Consider the following 26,247-nt stretch of genomic DNA (forward strand, 5'->3'; position numbering starts at 1 on the left):
CACGGCGGAGGGCGGCACCCGGGAGCCCGGGTGCCGCCCTCCGCCGTGTCCGTACCCGCGCCCACTCTGGTCATGACGCCCGTGATCCTGATATGCCTCTCGCGCAGGAGGCGTTCGTCGAGGGTGTCACGCCCACCGGAGCAGAGGGTTGACGACATGAAACTCACCGTGGTCGGGGGCGGTTCGACCTACACGCCCGAACTCGTCGACGGCTTCGCCCGGTTGCGGGACACCCTGCCCGTCGAGGAGCTGGTCCTGGTCGATCCGGCCGCGGACCGGCTGGAGTTGGTGGGCGGGCTGGCCCGTCGCATCTTCGCCCGGCAGGGACATGCGGGACGCGTCGTCACCACCTCCGACCTGGACGCGGCCGTGGACGGCGCCGACGCGGTGCTGCTCCAGTTGCGGGTGGGCGGTCAGGCGGCCCGGCAGCAGGACGAGACCTGGCCGCTGGAGTGCGGCTGCGTCGGCCAGGAGACCACCGGCGCCGGCGGCCTCGCCAAGGCGCTGCGCACGGTCCCGGTGGTGCTCGACATCGCCGACCGGGTCCGGCGGAGCAACCCCGACGCCTGGATCATCGACTTCACCAACCCCGTCGGCATCGTCACCCGGGCGCTGCTGCGGGCCGGGCACCGGGCGGTGGGGCTGTGCAACGTCGCCATCGGCCTCCAGCGCAAGTTCGCCGCCCGCCTCGGCACCAACCCCGCCGGCCTCCACCTCGACCACGTGGGCCTGAACCACCTCACCTGGGAGACCGCGGTGCGCCGGGGCGGCCCCGACGGCGAGGACGTCCTGCCCGCCCTGCTGCGGGACCACGGCGACGCCGTCGCCGCGGACCTCCGGCTGCCCCGCGCCGTCCTGGACCGGCTCGGCGTGGTCCCCTCGTACTACCTGCGCTACTACTACGCCCACGACGAGGTCGTACGGGACATGCGCACCAAGCCGTCCCGGGCCGCCGAGGTGGCCGCCGTGGAACGCCGGCTGCTCGACCTCTACGCCGACCCCGCCCTCGACGAGAAACCGGCCCTGCTGGCCGAGCGCGGCGGCGCCTACTACTCGGAGGCGGCCGTGGACCTGGCGGCGGCCCTGCTGCACGGCGCCGGCAGCCCGTACCAGGTGGTGAACACCCGCAACGGCTCCACGCTCCCCTTCCTCCCCGAGGACGCGGTGATCGAGGTCCAGGCCGCCGTGGGCCCGAAGGGCGCGAGCCCGCTGCCCGTGCCCCGGGTGGACCCCCTCTTCGCGGGCCTGATGGCGAACGTCACCGCCTACGAGGACCTCGCCCTCGAAGCGGCCCTGCGCGGCAGCCGCGAACGGGTCTTCCGCGCCCTCCTCGCCCACCCGCTGATCGGCCAGTACGAGTACGCCGAGCGGCTCACCGACCAACTCCTCGCGCACAACCGGGAGTACCTGACGTGGGCGTGACCGCGGGTGTCCTCGCGGTCGACGCCGGCAACAGCAAGACGGACGTCGCCGTGGTCGACCGACACGGCGAGGTCCTGGCCACGGCCCGCGGCGCCGGTTTCCGGCCGCCCGCCGTCGGCGTGACGCCGGCCGTGGACGCCCTCGCCGAGACCGTCGCCACCGCCCTCACCGCCGCCGGCGTCACCGCCGTCTCCCACGTCTCGGCCTGTCTGGCCAACGCCGACCTCCCCGTGGAGGAGGAGCGGTTGACGGCGGCCCTGACGGCACGCGGCTGGGGCGCCACCGTGCAGGTCCGCAACGACACGTTCGCGATCCTGCGCGCCGGTGTCGCCGAACCCCGCGGGGTCGCCGTCGTCTGCGGCGCGGGCATCAACTGCGTCGGCATGCGCCCCGACGGACGTACCGCCCGCTTCCCGGCGCTCGGCCGCATCTCCGGTGACTGGGGCGGTGGTTGGGCGCTGGCCGAGGAGGCCCTGTGGCACGCGGCCCGCGCCCGGGACGGCCGCGGCGCCGCCACCGCCCTCGCCGACACCCTCCCGGCCCACTTCGGCCTGTCCGGGATGCCGGCCCTCATCGAGGCCCTGCACCTGGGGCACCTCCCGTCGGCCCGCCGTCACGAACTCGCCCCGGTCCTGTTCGCCACGGCGGCCGAGGGCGACGCGGTCGCCGGTGCGATCGTCGACCGCCAGGCCGACGAGGTGGTGGCGATGGCCGTCGTGGCGCTGACCCGCCTGGACCTGCTCACCGAGGAGACACCCGTCCTGCTGGGCGGCAGCGTCCTGGCCGCACGGCACGCCCTGCTGGACGACCGGATCCGCGCCCTGCTCGCCGAGCGCGCCCCCAAGGCCGTCCCCCGGGTCGTCACCGCCGCGCCGGTCCTGGGCGCGGCCCTGCTGGGCCTGGACCGCCTGGCGGCCCCACCGGAGGCCCACGCCCGGCTGAGGGCCCACTACGAGCGGCGTTAGCCGACTGTCCGGCGGATCAGGCCGGTGCGGCGCGGCCGACCGACACGTCTCGCCCTCGTCGGGCGGGCGCCGTCCGTTTCCCCGGCCTGATCCGCCGGACAGGCCCGAAGGCCGGGCAGCGGGCCTGACGACCGGCGCGGGGACCGCTCGCGGGAACAGGCCGGGAAGCAGGTCCGGCGGCCCCTGCCGGTCCGGTCGGTCACACACCGGTGACGGCCCCTCACCGGTGCCCGGAACCAACCGGATTCCACCGGCGTGTTCATGGGCAGGGGTCGTGCGGGGGGCGTGCGGGGGCCGGTCCGCGGGGAGGGCCGGGGTGCCGCGGCAGCCGGAACTCCCGGCGACCGCACGGCAGTCGAACCAGTAGTCGGTCCGGCATGCGAACCGGCAGCCGGATCGCCACCGAACCGGCAGCCGGATCGGCGGGCCGTCGGCCGGTCGGATCGGCGGACAGTCGGATCGGCAGACGAACCGGTGGGCGGTTCAAGATCACGCCAAAGCCGGTGCACATGTCGGTCCGTGCGGCGATACTTGGCGGGACGGATGACCACGGGGGAGGTCGGGTGACACACACGCCGAGCGGCAGCGCGGCACCGCCGGGCGGGGCCGCGCCCACCGTGCCCGCCGTACCGCCGCGGTCCGGGCCCGGCAGCGCGTCGGCGGCCCCCCGTCACACGCCCGACGGTTCCCGGCTCCCCGCGCCCCGGCCGCCGGAAGCACCCCGGCGCACGGCGTTCGTCGAGGGCGCCGTGCGCCTGCGCGAGGCCGCCACCACCGAACCCGGCCGCCTGCGGGTCATCGGCGCGGTCCTCGCCGCCCTGGTCGTCGCCTTCGGCGCCGTCACCGCCTGGCAGATGACCGACAGGGCCGCGGCGGCCGACGCCGTCCTCACCAGCAGCCAGCCCCTCACCTCCGACGCCGCCGACATCTACCGCTCCCTCGCGGACGCCAACACCGCGGTCTCCAGCGGCTTCTTGGCCGGCGGTCAGGAGACCGCCGCCTCCCGGGACCGCTACGAGAAGGACATCCGCACCGCCGCCGCCAAACTGGTCAACGCCGCGGCCAACTCCGACCCCGACTCCTCGTCGGCGGCGACGATCGCCGAACTGAACCGGCTGCTGCCCGAGTACAAGGGCCTGGTGGAGCGCGCCCGCACCTACAACCGCCAGGGCTACCCCGTGGGCGGCGCCTACCTGCGGTACGCGAACGAGAAGATGCAGCAGGAGATGCTCCCGGCGGCGGAGGACCTCTACGAGAAGGAGAACCAGCGCCTCCAGGCCGACTACGCGGACGCGACCCCCTACCCGTGGGCGGCCATCGCGCTCGGCACCGTCGCCCTCGCCGCGCTCGCCTGGACGCAACGCCGCACCTACCTGCGCACCCACCGCGTGCTCAACCACGGCCTGGTCGCGGCCACGGCGGCGTCCACGGTGGTCCTGCTCTGGCTGGTCGCCGGCCACAGCCTCGCCCGCTCGGGGCTGAACGACTCCTACGACCACGGCGTCCGCTCGCTCGACGTGCTGCACGACGCCCGCATCGCCTCCCTGAGGGCCCGGGGCAACGAGAACCTGACGCTGGTGTCGCGCGGCGCCGAGACGAAGAAGGTCGGCGGCGAGACGTACGACGCCTACGACTACGACTTCGAACGCGACATGGACGCCCTCGGCAAGGGCCTGGCCCGGGCCGGAGAGCTCGCGGACGACAGCGGCGGCGAGAAGCCGGTCACCGCCGCCGTGAGCAACATGACGGAGTGGAAGAAGCGCCACGGGGCCGCCCGGGAGCAGGACGAGAAGGGCAACTACCAGCAGGCGCTGGACCTGGTGATCGGCGGCAAGGGCGCGACCGGCGAGTGCTTCGACGGCGTCGACGACAGCCTGGCGGCCGCGCTCGCCCACGAGGAGGCCGAGTTCACGGAGGCGGCCGGCAGTGGCCGGGACGCGCTGAAGGGGCTGCCGGAGGGCGCGGCGGGCCTCGCCGTGCTGGGCGCGGCCGGCGCGGTGCTGGGCATCGGCCGCAGGCTGTCGGAGTACCGGTGAAAGGGGGCGTGATGAGGAACGCACGACGCCTGCGGGCCGGCCTGCGGGGCTGGGGCGGGGTGGGCGCGATGGCCACCGTGTGCGTGCTCGCGCTGATCTTCGCGCTGGTGCTGACCCGCGCCGGGTCCCCCGCCGTCAAGGCCCCGAAGGCCGCGGGGCACACCGTGACGGACGCCGTCGGTGCGGACGCGGAGTGCACCGATCCGGAGAAGCAGACCCTGTCCCCCTCCGGCGCGGACGGCGACACCATCGACGCGATCAAGAACCGGCCGGACGGGAAGCGCAAGCTGATCGTCGGCATCGACCAGAACAGCTACCGCTGGGGCTACCGGGACCCCAACGGCGGGGGCGGCGCACAGCTCGAGGGCTTCGACATCGACCTGGCGCACCGCATCGCCGAGGACATACTCGGCGACCGGGACGCGGTCCAGTTCAAGGCGATCCCCACCGACCAGCGCATCCCGGCGATCAAGGACGGCCGGGTCGACATGGTCGTCCGCACGATGACGATCAACTGCGAACGCCTCCGGGACGTGGCGTTCTCCGCCCCGTACTTCAGGACGGGACAGCAGGTCCTGGCCCCGAGGGAGTCGTCGGTCACGGGATACGACAAGACGCTCGCGGACCGGAAGATCTGCACGGCGGCCGGTTCCACCGCGTACGCGAAGCTGGAGGAGGACAAGGCGGCGGGCAGGCTCCCGAAGTCCGCGGACATCCGCACCACCGTCCCCAACCAGCTCGACTGCCTGGTGCGGCTGCAGCTCGGCGAGGTCGACGCGGTGGTCACCGACGGCGCGCTCGCCGCCAGCCAGGCCGCCCAGGACCCGACGGTCGAACTCAAGGGCGACGCCTTCACGACCGAGTACTACGGCGTGGCGATGGAGAAGAACGCGAAGGACCTGCTGCGCCGGGTCAACCAGATCCTGGTGGACTTCCGCGAGGACACCGAGGACGGGTGGCAAAAGGCGTACGAGACATGGCTGTCGGCGACACTGGGCAGTGATCCCGCGAAGTCGAGGCCACCCGCCCCGCAGTACCTGCGCACGGACTGACCAGCCGTCAAGGACCGACCACCGAAGACGAACCGCCGAAGACGGACCGTCAACGACCTTCAACGACCGACCCGCAGCGAAAGGTGACCGATGGGCGACACGGACCCCACCGGGCCGGTGATGGACCGGGACGAGGTGGACCGTGCGCTCGCGCGGCTCGGTGCGGAGCACGAGGCGGTCGAGACCTCGCTCCTGGCCCTGCAGGACCACGCGGGCCGCAGGCTCCTGGAGGGCGCCCGCCTCACCGGCCGCACCGAGGAGCGCTGGGCGGCCACCGAGGCGTCGATCACGCTGCTGTGGACGTACTTCGACGCGTACACGGGCGCCCTGCGCACCGCCCGCGAGATCCGTGCCCGGCGCCGCTGGTCCAGCCGTGAGGACCTGGCGGAGCTGACGGAGCTGCTGCGCGGCGAGTGCGTCACGGTCCCGGGCTCGGCCACTGCCGCCGCGAACGCGCCGACGTCCCGAGGCCGGCCGGGGAACCGGCTCAGCGAGCGCTACTCGCTGGCCACGCTGGTCGAGCGGATGAACGAGCTGTACGCGTCGTCGCTGGACATGGTCGTCGCCGCGGACGCGGTGTGGTCGACGCTGCCCGCCCGGATCGATCTACTGGCCGCCGAGCTCCGGCGCACCCGCCGGCTCGCGCACCCGGTCGGTGTGCGCCCCGGCGAGCATCCGGCGGGCGACGACCTGGAGCGGATCACCCACTCCCTGACCGCGCTGCGCGAACAGGTGGTGTCAGACCCGCTGGCCTTCTGGCAGCCCGCGGAGGGAAGTTCGGCGCCGGGCGGCGGCAGACCGGACACGACGGTGTACGACCGCGAGGCACGGGCCCTGGAGGAGGTGCGCCGCGAGATCGACGCGGTGCTGGCGGTCCGTCAGGACTCCGAGAAGCGGATCGTGCGACTGCGGGACGTCCTGTCGCGCGCCGACCGCACCCTCGCCGAGGCGCGCATCGCGCGCGGCGAGGTGCTCGCGAAGATCGCCGCGACGGAGGTGCCGGTCGTCAGCGGGCCGCCGACCGCGCTGCAGGAGCAGCTGGCGACGGCCGCCGAGTACCGCAGGCACGCCCAGTGGCACCGCCTGTCCCCGCTCCTGGAGTCCCTGGAACAGAAGGCGGAGGACGAACTGGAGCGCGCCCGCGAGTCGTTGACCGCGGTCACCGCACCGCTGGCGATCCGCGCCGAGCTGCGCGGCCGGCTCGACGCGTACCGGGCGAAGGTCGCCCGGCACGGCCTCGCGGAGGACACCGTGCTGGTCGAGCGGTACGAGAGGGCGCGCCGCATGCTGTGGAGCGCGCCCTGCGATCTGCGCGTCGCCCGGGAGGCGGTACTGCGCTACCAGCACGCGGCCGCCGAACTCCTCGGCACCGCGCCCCGGGTGCCCGGTCAGGGCACGCCCGAGGAGGGCGAAAGGCCCGGCGCATGAGCGACAACGGGGAGGCAGCGGCATGAGTCAGGCGGAGAACCGGACGCACAGCCAGGGGCGGAACGGGCAGGGAGCGCGGGCGGAACAGCAGGAGCCGCAGGAGTCGCAGGCGCAGGCCGTCGCTCCCCGGGCCTGTCAGCGCCCCGGCTGCGAGGGTGCCTACGAGGACGTCGGCGGCGGCGAGCTGTACTGCGACACCTGCGGTCTGGCTCCCGTCGTGTCACCGTTGGGGTCTCCCCTGCTCATGGGGGTCCCCCCGCTCGAGCGAAGCCGAGAGTGGGGGAGCAGCCGAGAGCTTGGGGAAGGCATGGTCGGCTCGGTCCCCACCGGTCTCACCGCCGGTGGCCACGGCTCCCGGTCCGGCGGCCGCGGTTCACGCGCGTCGTCACAGCCGTCACAGTCGTCGCGGCCATCGCGCTCGTCCCGGTCCCGGCGCTCGGTGTCCGGGCGGCTCTCCCGTTCCCTGCCGGGAGGCGGTGCCGAACGCTCGGTGTCGGTGCGCGGCTCCGGCTCGTCGGCGGGCTCCTCCGGCCGCGGCCGGCTGGGCGCGGGGCTGGTCCAGGTCCCGCCGATCCCGCGCCCCGACCCGCGCGCGATGGTGCTGGACAACCCCGAGGTGCCCGAGCGGAAGCGATTCTGCTCCCGTTCGGACTGCGGGACCCAGGTGGGCCGTGCGCGGGCGGGTCGGCCGGGTCGTACAGAGGGCTTCTGCACCAAGTGCGGCCACCCGTACTCGTTCGTCCCGAAGCTGCGGGCCGGCGACGTGGTGCACGGCCAGTACGAGGTGGTCGGCTGTCTGGCGCACGGCGGACTGGGCTGGATCTACCTCGCCGTGGACCGGGCCGTCTCGGACCGCTGGGTGGTCCTCAAGGGCCTGCTGGACACGGGCGACCAGGACGCGATGGCCGCGGCGATCTCCGAGCGGCGCTTCCTCGCGGAGATCGAGCACGCCAACATCGTGCGGATCTACAACTTCGTGGAGCACCTCGACCCACGCACCGGTTCCCTCGACGGCTACATCGTCATGGAGTACGTCGGCGGCAAGGCCCTGAAGGAGATCGCCAACGGCCGCCGGACGCCGGACGGCAGACGGGACCCCCTGCCGGTGGAGCAGGCGTGCGCGTACGGCATCGAGGCGCTCGAGGCGCTGGGGCACCTGCACAGCCGCAACCTGCTGTACTGCGACTTCAAGGTCGACAACGCGATCCAGACCGAGGACGAGCTCAAGCTGATCGACATGGGCGCGGTGCGCAGGGCGGACGACGACGAGTCGGCCGTCTACGGCACGGTCGGCTACCAGGCCCCCGAGGTCGCCGACGTCGGCCCCTCGGTCGCCTCCGACCTCTACACGGTCGCCCGGACGCTCGCCGTCCTCACCTTCGACTTCCAGGGCTACACGAACGTCTACGCGGACTCGCTGCCCGACCCCGACCACATCGAGGTCTTCCGGCAGTACGAATCGTTCTACCGGCTGCTGGTCCGCGCCACCGACCCCGATCCGGCCCGCAGGTTCGCCTCCGCGCAGGAGATGAGCGAGCAGCTCACCGGTGTCCTGCGCGAGGTCGTCTCGCTCCGGTCGGGCCGGGCCCGCCCCGCCCTGTCGGCCCTGTTCGGCCCGGAACCGCGGGTGACGGACACGGAGTTGTTCCCCCGGTCGCGGGGCGACGTGTCCCGCCTCGGGGTGCGGGCGGTGCAGCGCGCCGGATCACGACGGGCGCCGGGACGGAAGCAGCTCGCCGAAGGAACCGCCACCGCCGCCTCCCCCGCCATCGGCACCACCGCCGCCTCCGGCCCGGCGGACGTCGTCAGGCCCGTCGACGTTCCCGCGGCGGCCCTCGCCCTGCCCGCCCCGCACGTCGACCCCACCGACCCCAACGCCGGTTTCCTGGCGGGCCTGCTGGCCTCCGCGCCCGCCGAGCTGGTCCACGCCCTGGCGGCGGCGCCCGCGCCGTCGGCCGAGACCCGGCTGCGGCAGATCCGCGCCTGGCTGGAGACCGGCGAGTCGGACACCGCGCTGGACGCGCTGCGGGCCCTGGAGGAGCGGGACCCCGACGACTGGCGGGTGGTCTGGTACCGCGGGGTCGCCGCCCTGGTCACCGGCGACCACGAGGGCGCCGCGCTCGCCTTCGACGCGATCTACGACGCCTTCCCCGGCGAGATCGCGCCCAAGCTGGCGCTCGGCCTGTGCGCGGAGGTGCTGGGCCAGCTCGACAACGCCGCCGAGTACTACCGCCTGGTGTGGTCGACCGACCCGAGCCATGTGAGCGCGGCGTTCGGCCTGGCCCGCGTGCGGCTCGCCACCGGTGACCGGCGCGGCGCCGTACGGACGCTGGAGTCGGTGCCGGAGTCCTCCATCCACTACACGGCCGCGCGGGTGGCGGCCGTACGCGCCCGACTGCGGGGGCGGGCCGCCACCGCCGGTGACGCACCGTTCCTGGACGACCTGAGCGCCGCCGCGTCCCAGGTCGAGGCCCTGGAGTCGTACGGTCTGGATCCGGCGCGCCGGGAGCAGTTGTCGGCCGAGGTCCTCGGCTGCGCGCTGGACTGGGTACTCTCCGGGGGCCAGGGTTCCGTTCCGCTTCCGGCCCCGCCGGGCCGGGGGAACCGAAACGCCGGCAGCGCTGCCGAGGGACGGACCCTGCTCGGCAGCGGACTGGACGAGCGGAACCTGCGCTTCGGGCTGGAGCGTTCGTACCGCACGCTGGCCCGGCTGGCGCGGAGCGGTGAGGAGAGGATCGACCTGGTGGAACGTGCCAACCGTTACCGCCCCCGGACATGGGTGTAGTTGATGTCGCAAATGCCCCAGCAGGCCGCTCTGTCGAAGTGCCCGAGCTGCGAGGAACCCCTCGAGTCGGGTGATCGTTTCTGCGGTGCGTGCGGATACGACCTGTCGGCGGTCCCGGCACCGCCGACGGACCATCCGACGATCGTCATGAACGGTTCGGTGCCCGCGCCGAGCCCGGCGGAACGCGGGGCCCCGGTCCGGCCCCCGCAGACGCCTCCCGCGGCGCCCCCGGCGCCGCCCGGACCGGGCTGGCCCGCCGCCGGTCCGGAGGGTTCCGGCGCGTCCGCCCCGACGCACCGGCCGACGGACCCGGCGGGCACGGACTCGGCCGGCCTGCCGCTGTCCGGCCCCACCCCCCACCCCGCACCCGCGGCACCGGCGGTGGTGCCACCGCGCCCTGCCGCCCCGCCCGCGCCCCCGCCCGCCGCGCCTCCCGCCGCCGGCGCGGCCCGGTCCTCCGGTGTCCGCTTCGACCGCCCCGCCCAGCCGGTCGCGCAGCCCGACGAGTACCCGCTCCAGGCCCCGGACCCGCGCGTGTCCGCCGAGCGCGGACAGCCCGCCCCGGGCACCCCGGGCACCCCGGGCACCCCGGAGACCGCAAGCGTCCCGGACACCACGGTGTGCGTGGCCTGCCGCACGGGCAGGGTGGACGACGACGGCTACTGCGAGAACTGCGGCCACGCCCAGCCACGCGAACGGGACCACATGGAACAGGAATGCGGCCCGCTGGCCGCGGTCAGCGACCGCGGCCTGCGCCACCACCGCAACGAGGACGCCTTCGGGATCGGCACCACCACGCTGCCCGACGGCTCCCCCGCCTCGGTCGCGATCGTCTGCGACGGCGTCTCCTCCGCGACCCGGCCCGACGAGGCCTCGCTGGCCGCGTCCCGGGCGGCGAACGAGTCGCTGCTCGCGGCCCTGCCGCGCGGCACGCACCCGCAGCAGGCGATGCACGACGCGATCGTCGCCGCGGCGGACGCGGTCGACGCGCTGGCCGACGAGCCCGCCACGGACCGCGAACGGTCCCCGCACCAGAACGCCCCCGCCTGCACCTTCGTCGGCAGTGTGGTGACCGACGGCCTGCTGGTCGTCGGCTGGGTCGGCGACAGCCGCGTGTACTGGGTGCCGGTCGACCGCGCCGCACCCCCGGCCCGGCTCACCGAGGACGACTCCTGGGCCGCTCAGATGGTCGCCGCGGGACTGATGGGCGAGGCCGAGGCGTACGCCGACCAGCGCGCCCACGCGATCACCGGCTGGCTCGGCGCGGACGCCTACGAACTGGAGCCGCACACCGCGTCGTTCAAGCCGGACCGGCCCGGTGTGGTCGTGGTCTGCACCGACGGACTGTGGAACTACGCGGAGTCGGCCGAGGAGATGGCCCGGGTGGTCCCCGTCGACGCCGCCGTCCGCCCCCTGCACGCCGCCCGGGTCCTGGTCGGTCACGCCCTCGACGGCGGGGGCCACGACAACGTGACGGTGGCCCTCGTCCCGTTCCCGGCCGTGCCGCAGGGGGCAGGATCGGCCTGAGGCCGCGTACGGCGGGCCCCCGCGGGGAAACTACGGGGAAGCCGCGGGAAGCCGCGGGAAGGTGCCAACGAACCGGAGGGGACCGGTCCGTCATCTGTCGTCGCCCCGCACCGTCGCGGGGTTCTCCAGGGGGAGAGAAACAGGCATGGCCAACTTCTCGAAATCCGACGTGCCGCAGTTCTCGGTGGACGTGTACCAGAACGAGTACCTGCCGGAGGGCGGCCGCGAGGTCAACGCCATCGTCACGGTGACCGCGACCGGCGGCGGCACCATCGGCAGCGCGGTGGCGGCACCCCACCTCTACGCACCCGGTGAGGGACCGTCGGCGGCCGTGGTGCTCATGGTCGACTGCTCCGGCTCGATGGACTATCCGCCGACCAAGATGCGCAACGCCCGGGACGCCACGGCCGCCGCGATCGACGCCCTGCGCGACGGCGTGCACTTCGCGGTGGTCGGCGGCACGCATGTGGCGCGGGAGGTCTATCCCGGTGCCGGGCGGCTCGCGGTCGCCGACGCGACCACTCGCGGACAGGCCAAGCAGGCGCTGCGGGCGCTGAGTTCCGGCGGGGGCACGGCCATCGGCACCTGGCTCCGACTGGCCGACCGGCTGCTGTCGTCGGCGGACGTGGCGATCCGGCACGGCATCCTGCTGACCGACGGGCGCAACGAGCACGAGTCGCCGGAGGATCTGAAGGCGGCCCTGGAGGCGTGCGCCGGGCGGTTCACCTGTGACGCCCGCGGCGTGGGCACCGACTGGGAAGTGAAAGAAGTCACAGCCATCGCCTCCGGCCTCCTCGGCAGCGCCGACATCGTCGCCGACCCGGCCGGACTCGCCGCCGACTTCACGCGGATGATGGAGACGGCGATGGGCAAGGAGGTCGCGGACGTCTGCCTGCGGCTGTGGACCCCGGTGGGCACGACTGTGAAGTTCGTCAAACAGGTCGCGCCGACGGTCGAGGAACTGAGCGGCCGCCGTACCGAAGCCGGCCCGCGGGCGGGCGACTACCCGCTGGGTTCCTGGGGCGACGAGTCCCGTGACTACCACCTCTGCGTCGAGGTCCCGCCCGCCGGCATCGGGCAGGAGATGCTCGCCGCCCGGCTCTCCCTGGTCATCCCGCAGCCCGGGGAGGGTGTTCAGAAGCTCGGTGCGCAGGGTCTCGTGCGGGCGGTGTGGACGGACGACATGGCCGCCTCCACATCGTTGAACCCCCAAGTCGCCCACTACACCGGGCAGGCCGAACTGGCGCAAGTCATCCAACAAGGTCTCGACTTGCGCAAAGCGGGCGATTTCGACGGAGCAACGTCCAAACTGGGCCGCGCCGTTCAGCTCGCGAGCGCCTCCGGCAACGCGGATACCGCGAAACTGCTGGCGAAGGTGGTGGACGTGGTCGACGCCTCGACAGGTACTGTGCGACTGAAAGCGAGGGTCGAGGAGGCCGACGAGATGACACTCGAAACCCGGTCCACCAAGACCGTTCGTGTAAAAAAGTGAATCTGAAGTGAACGAGCCCGGCCTCCAAGCCGGAGAACTATCGGTCGGAAGCGACCGAAAAGGAGAGGAGGAAGCGCCGACATGCCGACCTGCCCGAACGGACACCAGTCGGGTTCCGACGACTGGTGCGAGGTGTGCGGTCACCGCATGGCGGGGTCCGTGCCCCCGCCGCCTCCTCCCCCACCGCCACCCGGCGGCGGCTACGGATTCCCGCCTCCCGGAGGTCAGTCCGGACCCGGCGGCCCGGGTGGTCCCGGCGGTTTCGGCGACCCGGCCGGCCCCGGCGGCCGGGCGGAGCTGTGCCCGCAGTGCCGCACGCCGCGTGAGGGCGGCGCGCCGTTCTGCGAGGAGTGCCGGTGGAACTTCCTGACGAACACGGCCACCTCGTACACGCCGGCCGCCCCGCGTCCGGTGCCCCCCGGACCGGGCGGGCCCGGTGGACCGGGTGGGCCCGGTGGACCGGGTGGTCCCGGAGGGCAGTACCGGCAGCCGCCCGGCCCGGCGTACGGCGGTGACTCCTACGAGTACCAGGGCTCCCGTCCGTCCCAGGTGAACCGGCCCGCCGAGCCGATCCCGCCGGGCCCGCCCGGTTTCGGCGGCGCCCCCTCCCGCCCGGTCCCCCCGCCGCCCGGCCCGGGTGGTCACGGCGGTCCCGGTGGCCAGGGTGGCTACGGCGGTCCCGGGGGCCCCGGCGCTCCGGGTGGCCCGCAGGCGTTCGGCGGCCCGCCGGCCCCGCCCGGATTCCCGCAGGAGACCGGCCGTCCGCCGCACCAGGGCGGCCCCTCCTTCGGCGGCGGTGACGACGACTGGGTGATCCCCCCGCCCTCCGGCGGCCCCGGCGGCCCGAACGGCCCCGGTGGTCCGAGCGGTCCCGGTGGTTACGGCTATCCGCAGCCCGGTGCGACCCAGGCGCCCCCCGGCCCCGGCGGGTTCCCGCAGCAGCCCCAGGCTCCGGTGACCTGGACCGCGACGATCGGTCCGGACCGTGACTACTTCATGGCGATGATGCACCGCTCCGGCCCCGAGGCCACGGGCCTGAACCTGCCCGCGTACTCGCCCGAGCAGCAGCGCACCCTCACCGGCAACCAGCTCACGATCGGCCGTCGGCGCCACTCCACCGGTGACACCCCCGACATCGACCTGTCGACACCGCCGGAGGACCCGGGCGTCTCCCACCAGCACGCGGTGCTGGTGCAGCAGCCGGACGGCAGTTGGGCGGTCGTCGACCAGAACTCGACGAACGGCACGACGGTCAACGGCTCGGAGGAACCGATCCAGCCCTTCGTCCCGGTCCCGTTGCAGGACGGCGACCGGGTCCACGTGGGCGCCTGGACGACGATCACCATCCACCGGGGCTGAGACGGCACACCCGTGGCGTTCCCGCCCCCACCTCCCCGACGAGACGGGCGGGGGCGGGAACGCCGGAGCCCCGGAGACCTCGAAGACCTAGGTCCTGAGGCCTATGCCGCGGTGTCTGAGACCATGGACGGCGTGACAGAGATTCGGCGCGGCACGCTTCAGGAGCAGACGTTCTACGAGCAGGTCGGCGGGGAGGAGACCTTCCGCCGGCTCGTCCACCGTTTCTACGTGGGGGTGGCGGACGATCCGCTGCTGCGGCCCATGTACCCGGAGGAGGACCTGGGTCCGGCCGAGGAGCGGCTGAGGCTGTTCCTGATCCAGTACTGGGGCGGTCCGACGACGTACAGCCAGAACCGGGGCCATCCGCGGCTGCGGATGCGGCACGTGCCGTTCAAGGTCGACCGGGCCGCGCACGACGCCTGGCTCAAGCACATGCGCGACGCCCTCGACGAGCTCGGCCTGTCCGAGGAGCACGACCACACGATGTGGAAGTACCTGACGTACGCCGCCGCCACGATGATCAACTCCCCGGACTGACCCACCGGCCCGGCACCTCGCGGACGTGCGCATTACGGTCGCCCGTCGCCGGAATCCGATCACGATCCGGTCAAGTCCGGGCCACGAGTGCTACCCCGTGACGGACTCCCTCTGACACGATCGCCCGGAGGTCCGGACGACAGGGGGAGTCTCGGGTGGGGAGCGCCGCGGGGACGGTGAGGTTCGTCCTGGCACGTGCCCGGGCGTACCGGCCGCTGCTCGCCGCCGCGCTGCTCACGGTCCTGCTGACCACGGCGGTGCTGGCGACCCTCACGGCGTACTCCGGCACGATCGGCGACGCGGCCCTGCGGCACGCCCTGCGCGACCCGCGGAGCGCGGCCGACACCACCCTCGTCGTCAAGGCGGACGTCCCCGCGCGGGAGCGTGCCGCGGCCGGCACCGCCGTACGGGACGGCGCCCGTGCCGCCTTCGACGGGTTGCCGGTGACCCTGCGCACCCTGTCCCGCTCCGGCCCGTACGCCCTGCCCGCGTCCGTACACCCCGCGGACGGCCGTGCGGGCCCCGGTGCGGGTGGCGAGGACCCGGGTGCCCCCGCCGGCGACCGGGGCGCCTCCGACACCCCCGGCCTCACCCACCTCGCCGCCCTGGACCGCACCCAGGTGCGGATCTTCGCGGGCCGGCCGCCCGGGGCGTCCGCCGGCCCGGTGGTCGAGACCGCGCTGCCCGAGGCCGCCGCCCGCCGCCTCGGCCTGGCACCCGGCGCCCGGCTCACCCTCACCGACCGGCTCGGCGGCCCCGCCGTCCAGGTGCGGATCACCGGTCTGTACCGGCCCGTGGACGCCACCGCGCCCTACTGGCAATTGGACGACCTGCACGGCCGCGGCGTCGTCGAGGTGGACTTCACGACGTACGGCCCGCTGCTCGCCGACCCCTCGGTGTTCAGCGGCGACCGGGTCAGCGCCGGCACCTCGGCGTGGCTCGCGTCGGCCGACTTCGAGGCGGTGGACACCGGGCGGATCGGCGCGCTGCGCGAGGCGGCCCGGGACGGCGTCGCCGCCCTGCGCGAGGACCCGGCGCTGGGCGGTTCGGCGAACGCGACGAGTGCCCTGCCCACCGCCCTGGACCGGGTCGAACGCTCCCTGCTCGTCTCCCGCTCGACCCTGCTGATCATCGCCCTCCAGCTTGTCCTGCTGGCCGGCTGCACCCTGTTCCTGGTGGCCCGGCTGCTGAGCGCCGAACGCGCGGGCGAGACCCGGGTGCTGCGGGCGCGCGGCGGTTCCCGCGCCCAGGTGGCCCGGCTCGCCGCCCTGGAGGCACTGCTGCTGGCGGTGCCCGCGGCGGCCTGTGCGCCGCTGCTGGCGGGACCGCTCACCGGGCTGCTCGCCGGGCGGGGCGCGCTCGCCCGGATCGGGCTGCACCTGGACACCTCGGTCGGTTCGGTCGCCGGACGCGGCTCCGTGTGGCTGGTGGCGGCGGGCGTGGCGGTGGGCTGCGCACTGGCCGTCACGGTGCCCGCCCTCACCTCCTCCTTCACGGCCGGCCGGGCCCGGCCGCTGCCCGGCGTGGTCCGGGCGGGCGCGGACGTCGGGCTGCTGGCGGTGGCCGCCGTGGCGTACTGGCAGCTGAGCCGTCAGCCTTCCGGGGTGGTCGGCGCACACCTCGGCGTCGACCCGCTGCTCGTCACGGCCCCCGCGCTGGCCCTGCTGGCCGGCACCGTGCTCACGCTGCGGCTGCTGCCGCCGCTGGCGCGGCTGGCGGAGCGCGGGGCGGCCCGCGGCCGGGGGCTGCCGGGGGCGCTGGCGGGCTGGCAGTTCAGCCGCCGGCCGATGCGGGGCGCGGGCCCGGTCCTGCTGCTGGTGCTCGCCGTGGCGCTGGGCATGCTGGCGATCGGCCAGGGCTCCTCGTGGCAGCGCTCGCAGGACGACCAGGCGGACTTCCGGGCCGGTGCCCCGGTGCGCCTCCTGGGCGCCGGGGAGAGCGAGCCGGGCCGCACCCAGGCGTACGCGGCCGTCCCCGGCGTCGAGACCGTCGCGCCCGCGTACCGTACGTCGGTGCCGCTGTCCGGCAACCGGACGGCGACCGTGCTCGCGCTGGACACCGAGCGTGCGGCGGACACCGTGCTGATGCGTTCCGACCTCGCCCCCGAGCCGGTCCGCCCGCTCCTGGACGGCCTGGCGCCGAAGGGCGGGACAGCGGGCGTACGGATACCCGAGGGCACCGCGCGCCTGACGCTGACGGCCCGGATCCGGGACGCGGGCCCCGGGACCACGGCCGATGTCAGGGCCACCCTGACCGATCCCTACGGAACCCCGTACAAGCTCGGCCTCGGCCGGCTCCGCGCCGACGGCCGGACCCACCCGCTGACCCTCGACCTCGCCGCGGTCGCCGAGGCGCCCCCGGGGGAACTGACCCTGACCGGGCTGCAGCTCGACCTGGTCCAGCCGGTCGGGAAGACCGAGAACCACCGGTTCACCCTGGCCGGGCTGACCGCCACGGACACCGAGGGCCGGGCCCGGCGCCTCGCCCTGCCCGCCGACTGGGCGTTGTCCTCGCAGCTCACGGCCGGGGAGTCCGCCCCCGCAGCGAGCACCGGTCCGACCCGCCCCCGGCTCACCGCCACCGCCCCGCCGACCTTCGCCTACGGCACCGGCCACGTCCCGGCGGACGGCTTCTGGAACCCCCCGCTGCTCACCGTCCGGCTGCAGGTCCCGCAGGGGGCGGCCGAGGTCACCGCGATCGCCACCGACCGCTATCTGGCCTCGACGAGCGCCCGTCCCGGACAGCGCGTGGACGTGACGGTCGACGGTTCCACCGTGCCGGTGCGGATCGTCCGCGCGGTGCGGGGGCTGCCGTCCGCACCGACCGGGGGGAGCGGCGACGGCGGGGCCCTGCTGCTGGACCTGCCGGCCCTCAACCGGGTGCTCCAGGACAGCCACGGCGAGAACGTGCTGCCCACCGAGTGGTGGCTGCGGACCGCGCCGGGCGCGTCGGCGCGGGTGGCGGCGGCGCTGCGGGACCGGCCCGACGTCGAGCCGTCCCGGGTGGTGGTGCGGGACGAGATCGCCGCCCGGCTGCGCGACGACCCGTTCGGCGCGGGGCCCGAGGCGGCGTTCACCGCGGCGGCCCTCGCGGCGGCGGCGCTGACGGCGGTGGGGTTCGCGGTGAGCGCGGCCGGGGCGCTGCGGGAGCGGTCCGCCGAGTTCGCGGTGCTGCGCGCCCTGGGCGCCTCACGGCGGCGGCTGGCCCGGGTGGTGGTCGTCGAGCACGGGGTGCTGGTCGTTCTGGCCTCGGCGGTGGGCGTGCTGTGGGGCACGGTGCTGGCACGGGCCGTGATCCCGCTGATCATGCTGACGTCGGACGCCGCCCGTCCGGTGCCCCAGGTGCTGGTGGAGCTGCCCGTGGGACGGGTGGCCGTGCTGCTGGCCGCGGTGGCCGTCACTCCGCTGCTGGTCACGGCCGTACTGGCGGTGCGCCGGGGCGACCCGGTGACCTCGCTGCGGGAACGAGGAGGTGATTGAACCCTCCCCGACCGGAGCAGGGGGATTCCTGACTCAGGACGCCCCGCAGGCCGGCTGCCTGCGAGGTCCTCCTCCCTCAGCACCGGCCGGGACGGCACCTGCCCGGTTCGTCGAGCGAAGCCCGGGTGTGCCGTCCTGGTTCTCGCTCGACACGGTGTGCGCGCTCGGTTCCCGCAACGCACCGCGGGAGCCTCACCCGATCACGGACCCCACCTCGGCCTGAAGGCCGGGGCATCCCCCGAAGGAGTTCAGGTGACCGTCCGGCCGACCCCCGCATCGCGCGGCAGGCGCGGCGTCCGGGGCTCGCGCGTGGCCGCCCCCTGGGTACGCACCCGCCTGCGGGCCGCGCCCGGGGCCGCGCTCGCGCTGGCGCTGCTGGTGGCCGTGACCGCGTTCCTGGCCGCCGTGCTGCCGCGCGCGGTCGACCGGTACGGCGACGCGGGCCTGCACCGGGCCCTCGAGTCGGCCGGCCCGGACAGCACCGGCGTGCAGCTGGCCGCGCCGGTGCCCGACGTCGGCCTGCCCCAGGAGGAGCGGGAGGCGGCCGTGCGCGGGGACGCGCTCCGCGCCCACCGGTCCGAGCTGCTCGCCCTGGCCGGACGGTCCCTGCCCCTCGACCCGCACCAGTCCTCCTCCGGCGTGCGCACCTTCGAGCCCCAGAAGATGTCCGAGCCCTGGCTGCCCCGTCCGGACGGGCTGCCCGCACGCCTCCACCTCCTCGCGCAGGACGGGCTCGCCGACCACTCCCGGCTGCGCGAGGGCCGGCTGCCGAAGGCCCCGGACACCGTGACCGCGGCGACGACCCGGGTCGAGGGCGCCGTCTCCGCCGACACGGCCAGGGACCTGGACATCGAGGTGGGCTCCGTCCTGACGTTCCCCGGTGTGGCACGCGCTCCCCTCGAGGTGCGGATCACCGGCATCGTCGAACCGCGCGGTCCCCGGGGCGCGTACTGGTCGGCCGACCCCCTGATGCGCACCCCGGGCCTGACGAACCTCCCCGGCGACCCCGACGTCCGGCAGTACTGGATGGGCGCGCTGCTGCTGCCGCCGGACGCGGCCCCCGCCCTGCTGAGCACGGCCGGGGAGCCCTTGCGGTACTGGGGGCTCGCCCCGTCCGTCCCCGACCTGCACGGCCATGACATACCCCGGCTGACGTCCGCCGTCGCCGCCGTGGAGTCCGGTCCGGTCCTCCAGCGGATGCGGGAGGCCACAGCACTCGACATCAGGGCGCGCAGCGAGCTGGACGACGTGCTCACCGCCCACACCGGGCTGCGCACCGCCATCGGCCCGCTGGTCGCCGTCGCCGCCTTCGGCACCGGCACGGTCGCCGTCGTCGTCCTGCTCATGGCGGGCGGCCTCGCCGCCGACCGGCGCGGCGGCGAACTCACGCTGCTGCGCGCCCGCGGCGGCTCCCTGCGCGGCGTCACCGGCCGGCTGCTGGCCGAGACCGCGGTGGTCGCCGTGCCCGCGGCCGTCCTCGGACTGGCCGCGGCCTGGCTCACGGTCCGCGAGGCCCGGCCGGCGTACTCCGCGGCCGCCGCCGGCGCCGTCGCGCTCCTCGCCTGCCTGGCCCTGCCCCTGCGGGCCCTCGTCGCGCACCGCGCCGTCCGCGCGCACACCGAGCGCCGGGACGTCGCCACGGCCCGCCCCGCACGGCACCGCACGGTCGCCGAACTCACCCTGCTCGCACTGGCGGTGGGCGCGGTCATGGCGCTGCGCACCCGCGGCGCGTCGGACGGGCCGCATGCCTCCGGGGACCACCTGGTGTCCCTGGCCCCGGTGCTGGTGGGCGTGATCGCCGCGCTGGTGCTGGCGCGGCTGTACCCGCTGCCCCTGCGCGGGCTGGCCCGCCCCGCGGCACGGTTGCGGGGCGTGGTCGGCCCGCTGGCCCTGGCCCGCGCGGGCCGTGCCTCCGGCTCCGCGGTGCTGCCCCTGCTGGCCCTGCTCACCGCGCTGACCACGGCCGCCTTCGGTGGTTCCGTGCTCAGCGGCGTGGCCGACGCCCGGGACCGGGCGGCCCTGCTCACCGTCGGCGCCGACGCCCGCGTGGGGGCGCTCCACGTACTGCCCGCCGGCCTGACCGACCGGGTCCGCCGGGCACCCGGCGTCCAGGAGGTCACCGCCGTCAGCGTCGCCCACCACGCCCGGTCCCGGGAGGGCACGGTCCCGGTGGCCGGCGTCGACCCGGCCGGCTACGCGGCCCTCACCCGGCACACCGGCATCGGCGGCTTCGACCGGGACGTCCTGGCGCCGGGCGGGCCGGACACCCTGCCCGCCGTGGCCTCCCCCGGGGTCGCCGACCGCCACGGCACCCGGCCCTTCGCGGTGCGCATGGAGGACGGCAGCTCGATCACCGTGCGGATCGTGCTGGTGCGGGAGCGGACCCCGGCCCTCGTCGGCGAGGAGTTCCTGGTCGTGGACCGGTCCGCGCTCTCGGCCCGCGCCGCCCGCCCGACCGCGCTGCTGGTGACCGGCGACCGGGTGGACGGGGCCGCGCTGCGCCGGGCGGCGGACAGCGGGACGTCGGTCCAGGTGCGCGCCGAGGAACGCGCCGGATACGTCGACTCGCCCCTCCAGTCCGGCGCCGAACGCGTCTACACCGCGGCGGTGGCGGCGGGCGCCGGGTACGCCGTGCTCGCCCTGCTGCTGACCCTGGTGCGTGCCGCCCCCGAACGGGCCGCGCTCCTGGCCCGCCTGCGCACCATGGGCCTCACCCGCGCCCAGGGCCGCCGCCTGCTCGTCCTGGAGTCCCTCCCGCAGGCCCTGCTCGCGGCGGCCGGCGGCACCCTCACGGCGTGGGCGACGATCCGGCTGCTCGCCCCCGGCATCGACCTGACGACCGTCGCCCTCCCGGCGACCAGGTCCCCGGCGGGACGGGCCACACTGCTCACCGACCCGGTGTCGCTGCTGGTACCCGCCCTGACGGTGGTCGTGCTCACCGTCGGGATCGCGGCGGCACAGGCATGGTGGACGGGCCGCCGGGACGCGGTGCGCGAACTGCGGGCGGGAGACGCCCGTTGACCGTACGGCCCTGCTCCCGACGAACCCGGCCCCTTCCAGGAGGTGCTGCACGATGACCCCGACGACCCCGAAGACCCCGTTGACCCCGTTGACCCCGAATCCCACGCTGGCCGAGCTGGCCCACCGTGTCGCCGCCGACCGCGCGCGTCCCGCCTTCGGCCATGACGCGCTCATCACCTGCGACCGTCTCGTCCGGGTCTTCACCGCGGACGGCGTGGAGGTGCAGGCCCTGCAGGGCCTCGACCTCCTGGTGCGCGAGGGCGAGTTGATGGCTCTCGTGGGCGCGTCCGGCAGCGGCAAGTCGACCCTGATGAACATCCTGGCCGGGTTGGACACCCCCACCGCCGGCGCGGCCCGGGTCGCGGGCTGCGACCTGCTCGCGATGACCGCGAAGGACCGCCTCGCCTACCGCCGCGAGGTCGTCGGCTTCGTCTGGCAGCAGACCTCCCGCAACCTGCTGCCGTATCTGACCTCGGCGCAGAACGTCGCCCTGCCGATGCGTCTGCGCGCCGCCGCCCGGGGGCGCTCCGCCCGCCGGGCCCGCGCCGAACGCGTCGTGGAACTGCTGGAGTTGCTGGAGGTCGCCGACTGCCGTGACCGGCACCCGCACCAGATGTCCGGCGGCCAGCAGCAGCGCGTCGCCATCGCCGTGGCCCTCGCCAACGATCCGTCGGTCCTGCTCGCCGACGAGCCGACCGGCGAGCTGGACTCGCACACCGCGGAACAGATCTTCGCCGCGTTCCGCACCGCGAACGAGCGGCTCGGCACGACCATCGTGATCGTCACCCACGACCAGGCGGTGGCGAGCGAGGTCCGCCGCACGGTCGCCATCCGCGACGGCCGCACCTCCACCGAGGTCCTGCGCCGCAGCGAGGTCGACGCCGCCACCGGTCACGAGACCGTCGTCGCCCGCGAGTACGCCATGCTCGACCGCGCCGGCCGCCTCCAGCTCCCCGGCGACTACACCCGGACCCTGGGCATGCGCGACCGCGTGGCCCTGGAACTGGAACCGGACCACATAGCCGTCCGCCCGGACGACAGTGAGCGCGCCGAGGGGTGAGGACCGAGGGCCGGCGGGGCCGCCTCAGCGCACGCTGAGACCGAGCGCCCCGAGCCCCGCGCGCCGCAGGGCGACGGACCCGTACGGCGTCCGCAGCCGGAGCCAGGCCCCGGAGACGAGCAGCACCGGCGCGCCGTCCGCGTCGGCAGGCTTGCGGGGCCGGAGGAAGCCCAGTGACTGGGCCGCGTGCACGGCCCGCACCGGGAGGTCGGTCCGGCCGACCGTGCGGGACCAGATCTCCCGCCCGATCCGGTCGAGTTCGGCCCGGGTGCGCGACTCGGCGGTCAACGCCTCGGTACGCGCCCGGAACTCGGTGACCGCGGCGGCGACGAGTGCGCGCAGGGCGTCCGGTGCGGGCAACCCCGGTTCGGCCTGCCAGCCCCCGCGCGGGGGCAGCACGCCGGCCCACGGCGGCCCGGTCACCGCGCCCGGCACCGTGGCGGTGCCGGCGGACTCGTCCACCGATTCCAGCAGCTCACCGGCGGACACGGTCACGTCCAGGGTGACGTCGAGACCGTTCTCGTACGGCTTGGCCAGCCGCACGGCGCGGATCGCCAGCACCTCGAAGGAGGGAGGGCGGCCGAACACGGCCAGTGCGGTGCCCGACGCCTGAAGGCGCACGGCGGCCGCACGGTCGTAGTGGAGCAGCCGGGAGAGGAAGGCCGCGAGATCCGCCGCCTCCCCCTCGTCGGCCAGGTGGAGCACCGTCATGCCGCGACGGCCTCCTCCTGATCGGCGTCGGCGTTCCCGTCGTCCCCGCCGTTCCCGCCGTCCGTGTACTCCTGGAGGAACTCCTTCTCCTCCCGGGTGATACGGCGCGGACGCTGGGCCTCGAAGTCGAACGGCACGATCACCGTGGAGGCCCGGACGTAGAGCTGGTCGCCGTCCTTCACCTCGTAGGTGAGGGTGAAGGACGCCGCCCGGATCTCCGTGACCCACAGCTCGATGTCCACCGGCGTGTGCCGGTGGACGAGCTGTCGCTTGTAGTCGATCTCATGGCGTGCCACCACGGACCCCTGCTGGAAGTCCTTGTCCGGGCGGAACAGGAAGTCGATACGGGCTTCCTCCAGGTAGCGGAGGAAGACCACGTTGTTGACGTGGCCGTACGCGTCCATGTCCGCCCAGCGCAGCGGGCAGCGGTAGATGTGCCGCAAGAGATCAGCCCCGGGTCAGCTTCTTGTAGGTGGCGCGGTGCGGGCGGGCGGCGTCCGGGCCGAGCCGCTCGATCTTGTTCTTCTCGTACGACTCGAAGTTGCCCTCGAACCAGAACCACTTGGACTCGCCCTCGTAGGCGAGGATGTGCGTGGCGACGCGGTCCAGGAACCACCGGTCGTGGGAGATGACCACGGCGCACCCCGGGAACTCGAGCAGCGCGTTCTCCAGGCTCGACAGCGTCTCGACGTCGAGGTCGTTGGTCGGCTCGTCGAGGAGCAGCAGGTTGCCGCCCTGCTTGAGGGTGAGCGCGAGGTTCAGCCGGTTGCGCTCACCGCCGGAGAGGACACCGGCGGGCTTCTGCTGGTCCGGCCCCTTGAACCCGAAGGCGGAGACGTAGGCGCGCGAGGGCATCTCGACCTGGCCCACGTTGATGTAGTCCAGCTCGTCGGAGACGACGGCCCACAGCGTCTTCTTGGGGTCGATGTTCGCGCGGGTCTGGTCCACGTAGGAGATCTTGACGGTGTCGCCGACCTTGACCGTCCCGGAGTCGGGCTCCTCGAGGCCCTGGAGCATCTTGAACAGCGTGGTCTTGCCGGCGCCGTTCGGGCCGATGACGCCGACGATGCCGTTGCGCGGCAGCGTGAAGCTGAGGTCGTCGATCAGCAGCTTGTCGCCGAAGCCCTTGCTGAGGTTGTTCACCTCGACGACGACGCTGCCCAGCCGCGGGCCCGGCGGGATCTGGATCTCCTCGAAGTCCAGCTTCCGCATCTTGTCGGCCTCGGCGGCCATCTCCTCGTAGCGGGCCAGACGCGCCTTGGACTTGGCCTGGCGTCCCTTGGCGTTGGACCGCACCCACTCCAGCTCGTCCTTGAGGCGCTTCTGCCGCTTGGCGTCCTTGGCGCCCTCGACCTTGAGGCGGGCGGCCTTGGACTCCAGGTACTTGGAGTAGTTGCCCTCGTAGCCGTGCAGGCGGCCGCGGTCGACCTCGCAGATCCACCCGGCGACGTTGTCCAGGAAGTACCGGTCGTGGGTGACGGCGACGACGGTGCCCTCGTACTTGGCGAGGTGCTGCTCCAGCCAGTTCACGGACTCGGCGTCGAGGTGGTTGGTGGGCTCGTCGAGGAGCAGCAGGTCGGGCGCCTCGAGCAGCAGCTTGCAGAGCGCGACGCGGCGCTTCTCACCACCGGAGAGGTTGGCCACGGGCCAGTCGCCGGGCGGGCAGCCCAGGGCGTCCATGGCCTGCTCCAGCTGGGCGTCGAGGTCCCAGGCGTTGGCGTGGTCGAGCTGCTCCTGCAGCTTGCCCATCTCGTCCATGAGCTCGTCGGTGTACTCGGTCGCCATCTGCTCGGCGATCTCGTTGAACCGGTCGAGCTTGCCCTTGATCTCGGCGACCCCCTCCTGGACGTTCTCCAGGACGGTCTTCTCCTCGTTCAGCGGGGGCTCCTGGAGCAGGATGCCCACGGTGTAACCGGGAGTGAGGAAGGCGTCGCCGTTGGACGGCTGCTCCAGCCCCGCCATGATCTTCAGAACGGTCGACTTACCGGCACCGTTCGGACCGACGACACCGATCTTCGCCCCGGGGTAGAAGCTCAGGGTGACGTCGTCGAGGATCACCTTGTCGCCGTGCGCTTTGCGCGCCTTGCGCATGGTGTAAATGAACTCAGCCAAGAGAAACCGTCCGGCAGCTTGAAATCTGGCAGTGGGCAGATACACCCCATCTTGCCCGACCGCCACCCTCAGGGGGAAACCCATCTGGCCGGACGGCGCTGACCTGCGGTTTCACCACCGACGGCCGCGGCTCGACCGTCACTGTCGGTCGCCGTCGGTCGGCCCCGGGCAGCCTCGCACGGCCCGTAGACGGCCCGACGCCGGCCCTGAGGGAAACCAGCGGACCGCGGGCCGGTCTCCCGGCCGCGGCGAGCCGTCGCCGATCGTGGAGCAGAGTGTTTGCGCGGGAGCGGGGAAGGGATCAGAGCGGGAGGGAGGACAGGAGGCAACTGTGACCGTCCTCGCGATCTTTCTCCTCATCATCGGGGCACTCCTGGTCCTGATGGGGGTACTTCTGATCCTTGTCGGAACATTTCTGATCATTCTCGGGGCTGCCCTGACCCTCATGGGGATGGCCCTGATCGCTGTGGCCGCGTTCCTGCTGATCCGGAGACTTCTCGGCCGTGGCCGAACGCGATCTCACTCCTGGTGACCTCGAGGGCGCCCCTTCACCACAGCCACAACTGATCGTCGGCGGCCGCGACCGGCGGCCGCCGTATCGATCGACATCGGCTGGTCCGACGGCCGCTCAGGGAGGCTGCCGGGTGCTGCCGTCCGGCGTCGTCGACGTCAGCCGACCGGCTTCCTCCTCCCGGGGTGTCAGTGGCTGGTGGCAGACTCCCCGGGCATGAGCGATCAGGTGCGTTTACGAGACGTCGAACAGTCCGATCTGGAGGAGTTCTTCGCGCAGGAGCACGATCCCGAGGCCGTCCGGCGGTCGAATTTCCCGCCCCGGGAACGCGAAGCCTTCATGACCCACTGGACGACGAAGGTCCTCGGGGACCCCACCGTCTTCGTGCAGGCCGTCACCGTCGACGGGGAACTGGCGGGCAACGTGGTGGGGCGAGGGTCGGCGCTTCATCGGATACTGGCTCGGCAGGCGGTACTGGGGGCGGGGCATCGGTACGCGGGCACTGGCGCTGTTCCTGGAGCGGGAGAAGGCCCGCCCCCTGCACGCCGACCCCTTCGTCGGGAACACCGGCTCGGTGCGACTGCTGGAGAAACACGGCTTCCGGCGCACCGGGACGGTTCGGTACGGAGAGCATGAGCACATCGTGTTGACGCTCGACGAGAACCCCACCTGAGCCCACCGCTCACCGTTCACCTGAGGCGGGGGCGGCTGTGAGCCGCCGACACTGTCCAGGTGTGCTGACCGGGCTGC

17 protein-coding genes and 1 pseudogene are annotated in these 26,247 nt (G+C 74.2%); 15 read left to right on the forward strand and 3 right to left on the reverse strand.

Annotated elements, in window-relative coordinates:
* Window positions 1-156 precede the first annotated feature (156 nt).
* The 13 genes from AB0I73_RS01330 (at window position 157) to AB0I73_RS01390 (ending at window position 22,163) form a co-directional block, all read left to right on the forward strand.
* Window positions 157-1,422 carry a 6-phospho-beta-glucosidase gene (locus AB0I73_RS01330; RefSeq protein ID WP_363032521.1) on the forward strand — a complete coding sequence of 422 codons (1,266 nt, stop codon included), beginning with the start codon at window positions 157-159 and terminating at the stop codon, window positions 1,420-1,422.
* The gene (locus AB0I73_RS01335; RefSeq protein WP_363032523.1) at window positions 1,413-2,387 is read left to right on the forward strand and encodes a BadF/BadG/BcrA/BcrD ATPase family protein; all 975 of its coding nucleotides are present in this window, start codon (window positions 1,413-1,415) and stop codon (window positions 2,385-2,387) included. Before AB0I73_RS01330 ends, AB0I73_RS01335 begins: the two co-directional genes overlap by 10 nt.
* Before the next feature lie 563 nt (window positions 2,388-2,950).
* Window positions 2,951-4,423 (forward strand): hypothetical protein, encoded by a 1,473-nt coding sequence (locus AB0I73_RS01340; protein WP_363032525.1) that lies wholly within the window; start codon window positions 2,951-2,953, stop codon window positions 4,421-4,423.
* 11 nt (window positions 4,424-4,434) lie between these two features.
* Window positions 4,435-5,475, forward strand: a complete 1,041-nt coding sequence (locus AB0I73_RS01345) for a glutamate ABC transporter substrate-binding protein (RefSeq protein WP_363032527.1) — start codon at window positions 4,435-4,437, stop codon at window positions 5,473-5,475.
* 90 nt (window positions 5,476-5,565) lie between these two features.
* On the forward strand, window positions 5,566-6,903 hold the full coding sequence (locus AB0I73_RS01350; protein WP_363032529.1) for a hypothetical protein: 1,338 nt from the start codon (window positions 5,566-5,568) through the stop codon (window positions 6,901-6,903).
* Window positions 6,904-6,925: 22 nt separating this feature from the next.
* Window positions 6,926-9,688 (forward strand): tetratricopeptide repeat protein, encoded by a 2,763-nt coding sequence (locus AB0I73_RS01355; protein WP_363032531.1) that lies wholly within the window; start codon window positions 6,926-6,928, stop codon window positions 9,686-9,688.
* Between the two features lie 3 nt (window positions 9,689-9,691).
* Window positions 9,692-11,215: a protein phosphatase 2C domain-containing protein gene (locus AB0I73_RS01360; RefSeq protein WP_363032533.1), complete on the forward strand. Its 1,524-nt coding sequence runs from the start codon at window positions 9,692-9,694 to the stop codon at window positions 11,213-11,215.
* Between the two features lie 145 nt (window positions 11,216-11,360).
* Complete coding sequence (locus AB0I73_RS01365) at window positions 11,361-12,707, forward strand: VWA domain-containing protein (protein WP_363032535.1); 1,347 nt, start codon at window positions 11,361-11,363, stop codon at window positions 12,705-12,707.
* 81 nt (window positions 12,708-12,788) lie between these two features.
* Window positions 12,789-14,066: an FHA domain-containing protein gene (locus AB0I73_RS01370; protein ID WP_363032537.1), complete on the forward strand. Its 1,278-nt coding sequence runs from the start codon at window positions 12,789-12,791 to the stop codon at window positions 14,064-14,066.
* 123 nt (window positions 14,067-14,189) lie between these two features.
* The gene (locus tag AB0I73_RS01375) at window positions 14,190-14,603 is read left to right on the forward strand and encodes a globin (protein ID WP_109379140.1); all 414 of its coding nucleotides are present in this window, start codon (window positions 14,190-14,192) and stop codon (window positions 14,601-14,603) included.
* 155 nt (window positions 14,604-14,758) lie between these two features.
* A complete protein-coding gene (locus tag AB0I73_RS01380; RefSeq protein ID WP_363032539.1) occupies window positions 14,759-18,082 on the forward strand; it encodes an FtsX-like permease family protein in 3,324 nt (1,107 codons plus the stop codon).
* A 252-nt stretch (window positions 18,083-18,334) separates the two neighbouring features.
* Window positions 18,335-21,103 (forward strand): ABC transporter permease, encoded by a 2,769-nt coding sequence (locus AB0I73_RS01385; RefSeq protein ID WP_363032541.1) that lies wholly within the window; start codon window positions 18,335-18,337, stop codon window positions 21,101-21,103.
* Between the two features lie 88 nt (window positions 21,104-21,191).
* The gene (locus tag AB0I73_RS01390) at window positions 21,192-22,163 is read left to right on the forward strand and encodes an ABC transporter ATP-binding protein (protein ID WP_363032607.1); all 972 of its coding nucleotides are present in this window, start codon (window positions 21,192-21,194) and stop codon (window positions 22,161-22,163) included.
* Window positions 22,164-22,187: 24 nt separating this feature from the next.
* Here AB0I73_RS01390 and AB0I73_RS01395 read toward each other — a convergent pair whose 3' ends face one another.
* Genes AB0I73_RS01395 through ettA form a run of 3 tightly spaced genes read right to left on the reverse strand, consistent with a single transcriptional unit; the run spans window position 22,188 to window position 24,986 of the window.
* Complete coding sequence (locus tag AB0I73_RS01395) at window positions 22,188-22,874, reverse strand: hypothetical protein (RefSeq protein WP_363032543.1); 687 nt, start codon at window positions 22,872-22,874, stop codon at window positions 22,188-22,190.
* Window positions 22,871-23,317, reverse strand: coding sequence for a thioesterase family protein (locus tag AB0I73_RS01400; RefSeq protein WP_363032545.1), 447 nt, complete (start codon window positions 23,315-23,317; stop codon window positions 22,871-22,873). Before AB0I73_RS01400 ends, AB0I73_RS01395 begins: the two co-directional genes overlap by 4 nt.
* A gap of 4 nt (window positions 23,318-23,321) precedes the next feature.
* Window positions 23,322-24,986, reverse strand: a complete 1,665-nt coding sequence (gene ettA, locus AB0I73_RS01405) for an energy-dependent translational throttle protein EttA (protein ID WP_363032547.1) — start codon at window positions 24,984-24,986, stop codon at window positions 23,322-23,324.
* 331 nt (window positions 24,987-25,317) lie between these two features.
* Between ettA and AB0I73_RS01410 the strand changes: the two genes are divergently transcribed.
* On the forward strand, window positions 25,318-25,518 hold the full coding sequence (locus AB0I73_RS01410) for a hypothetical protein (RefSeq protein WP_363032549.1): 201 nt from the start codon (window positions 25,318-25,320) through the stop codon (window positions 25,516-25,518).
* A 195-nt stretch (window positions 25,519-25,713) separates the two neighbouring features.
* Window positions 25,714-26,170: pseudogene (locus AB0I73_RS01415) on the forward strand (GNAT family protein).
* The last annotated feature ends 77 nt before the right edge of the window (window positions 26,171-26,247 follow it).

The sequence above is a fragment of the Streptomyces sp. NPDC050388 genome, assembly GCF_040655635.1.
In the GTDB taxonomy this organism is placed as follows: domain Bacteria; phylum Actinomycetota; class Actinomycetes; order Streptomycetales; family Streptomycetaceae; genus Streptomyces.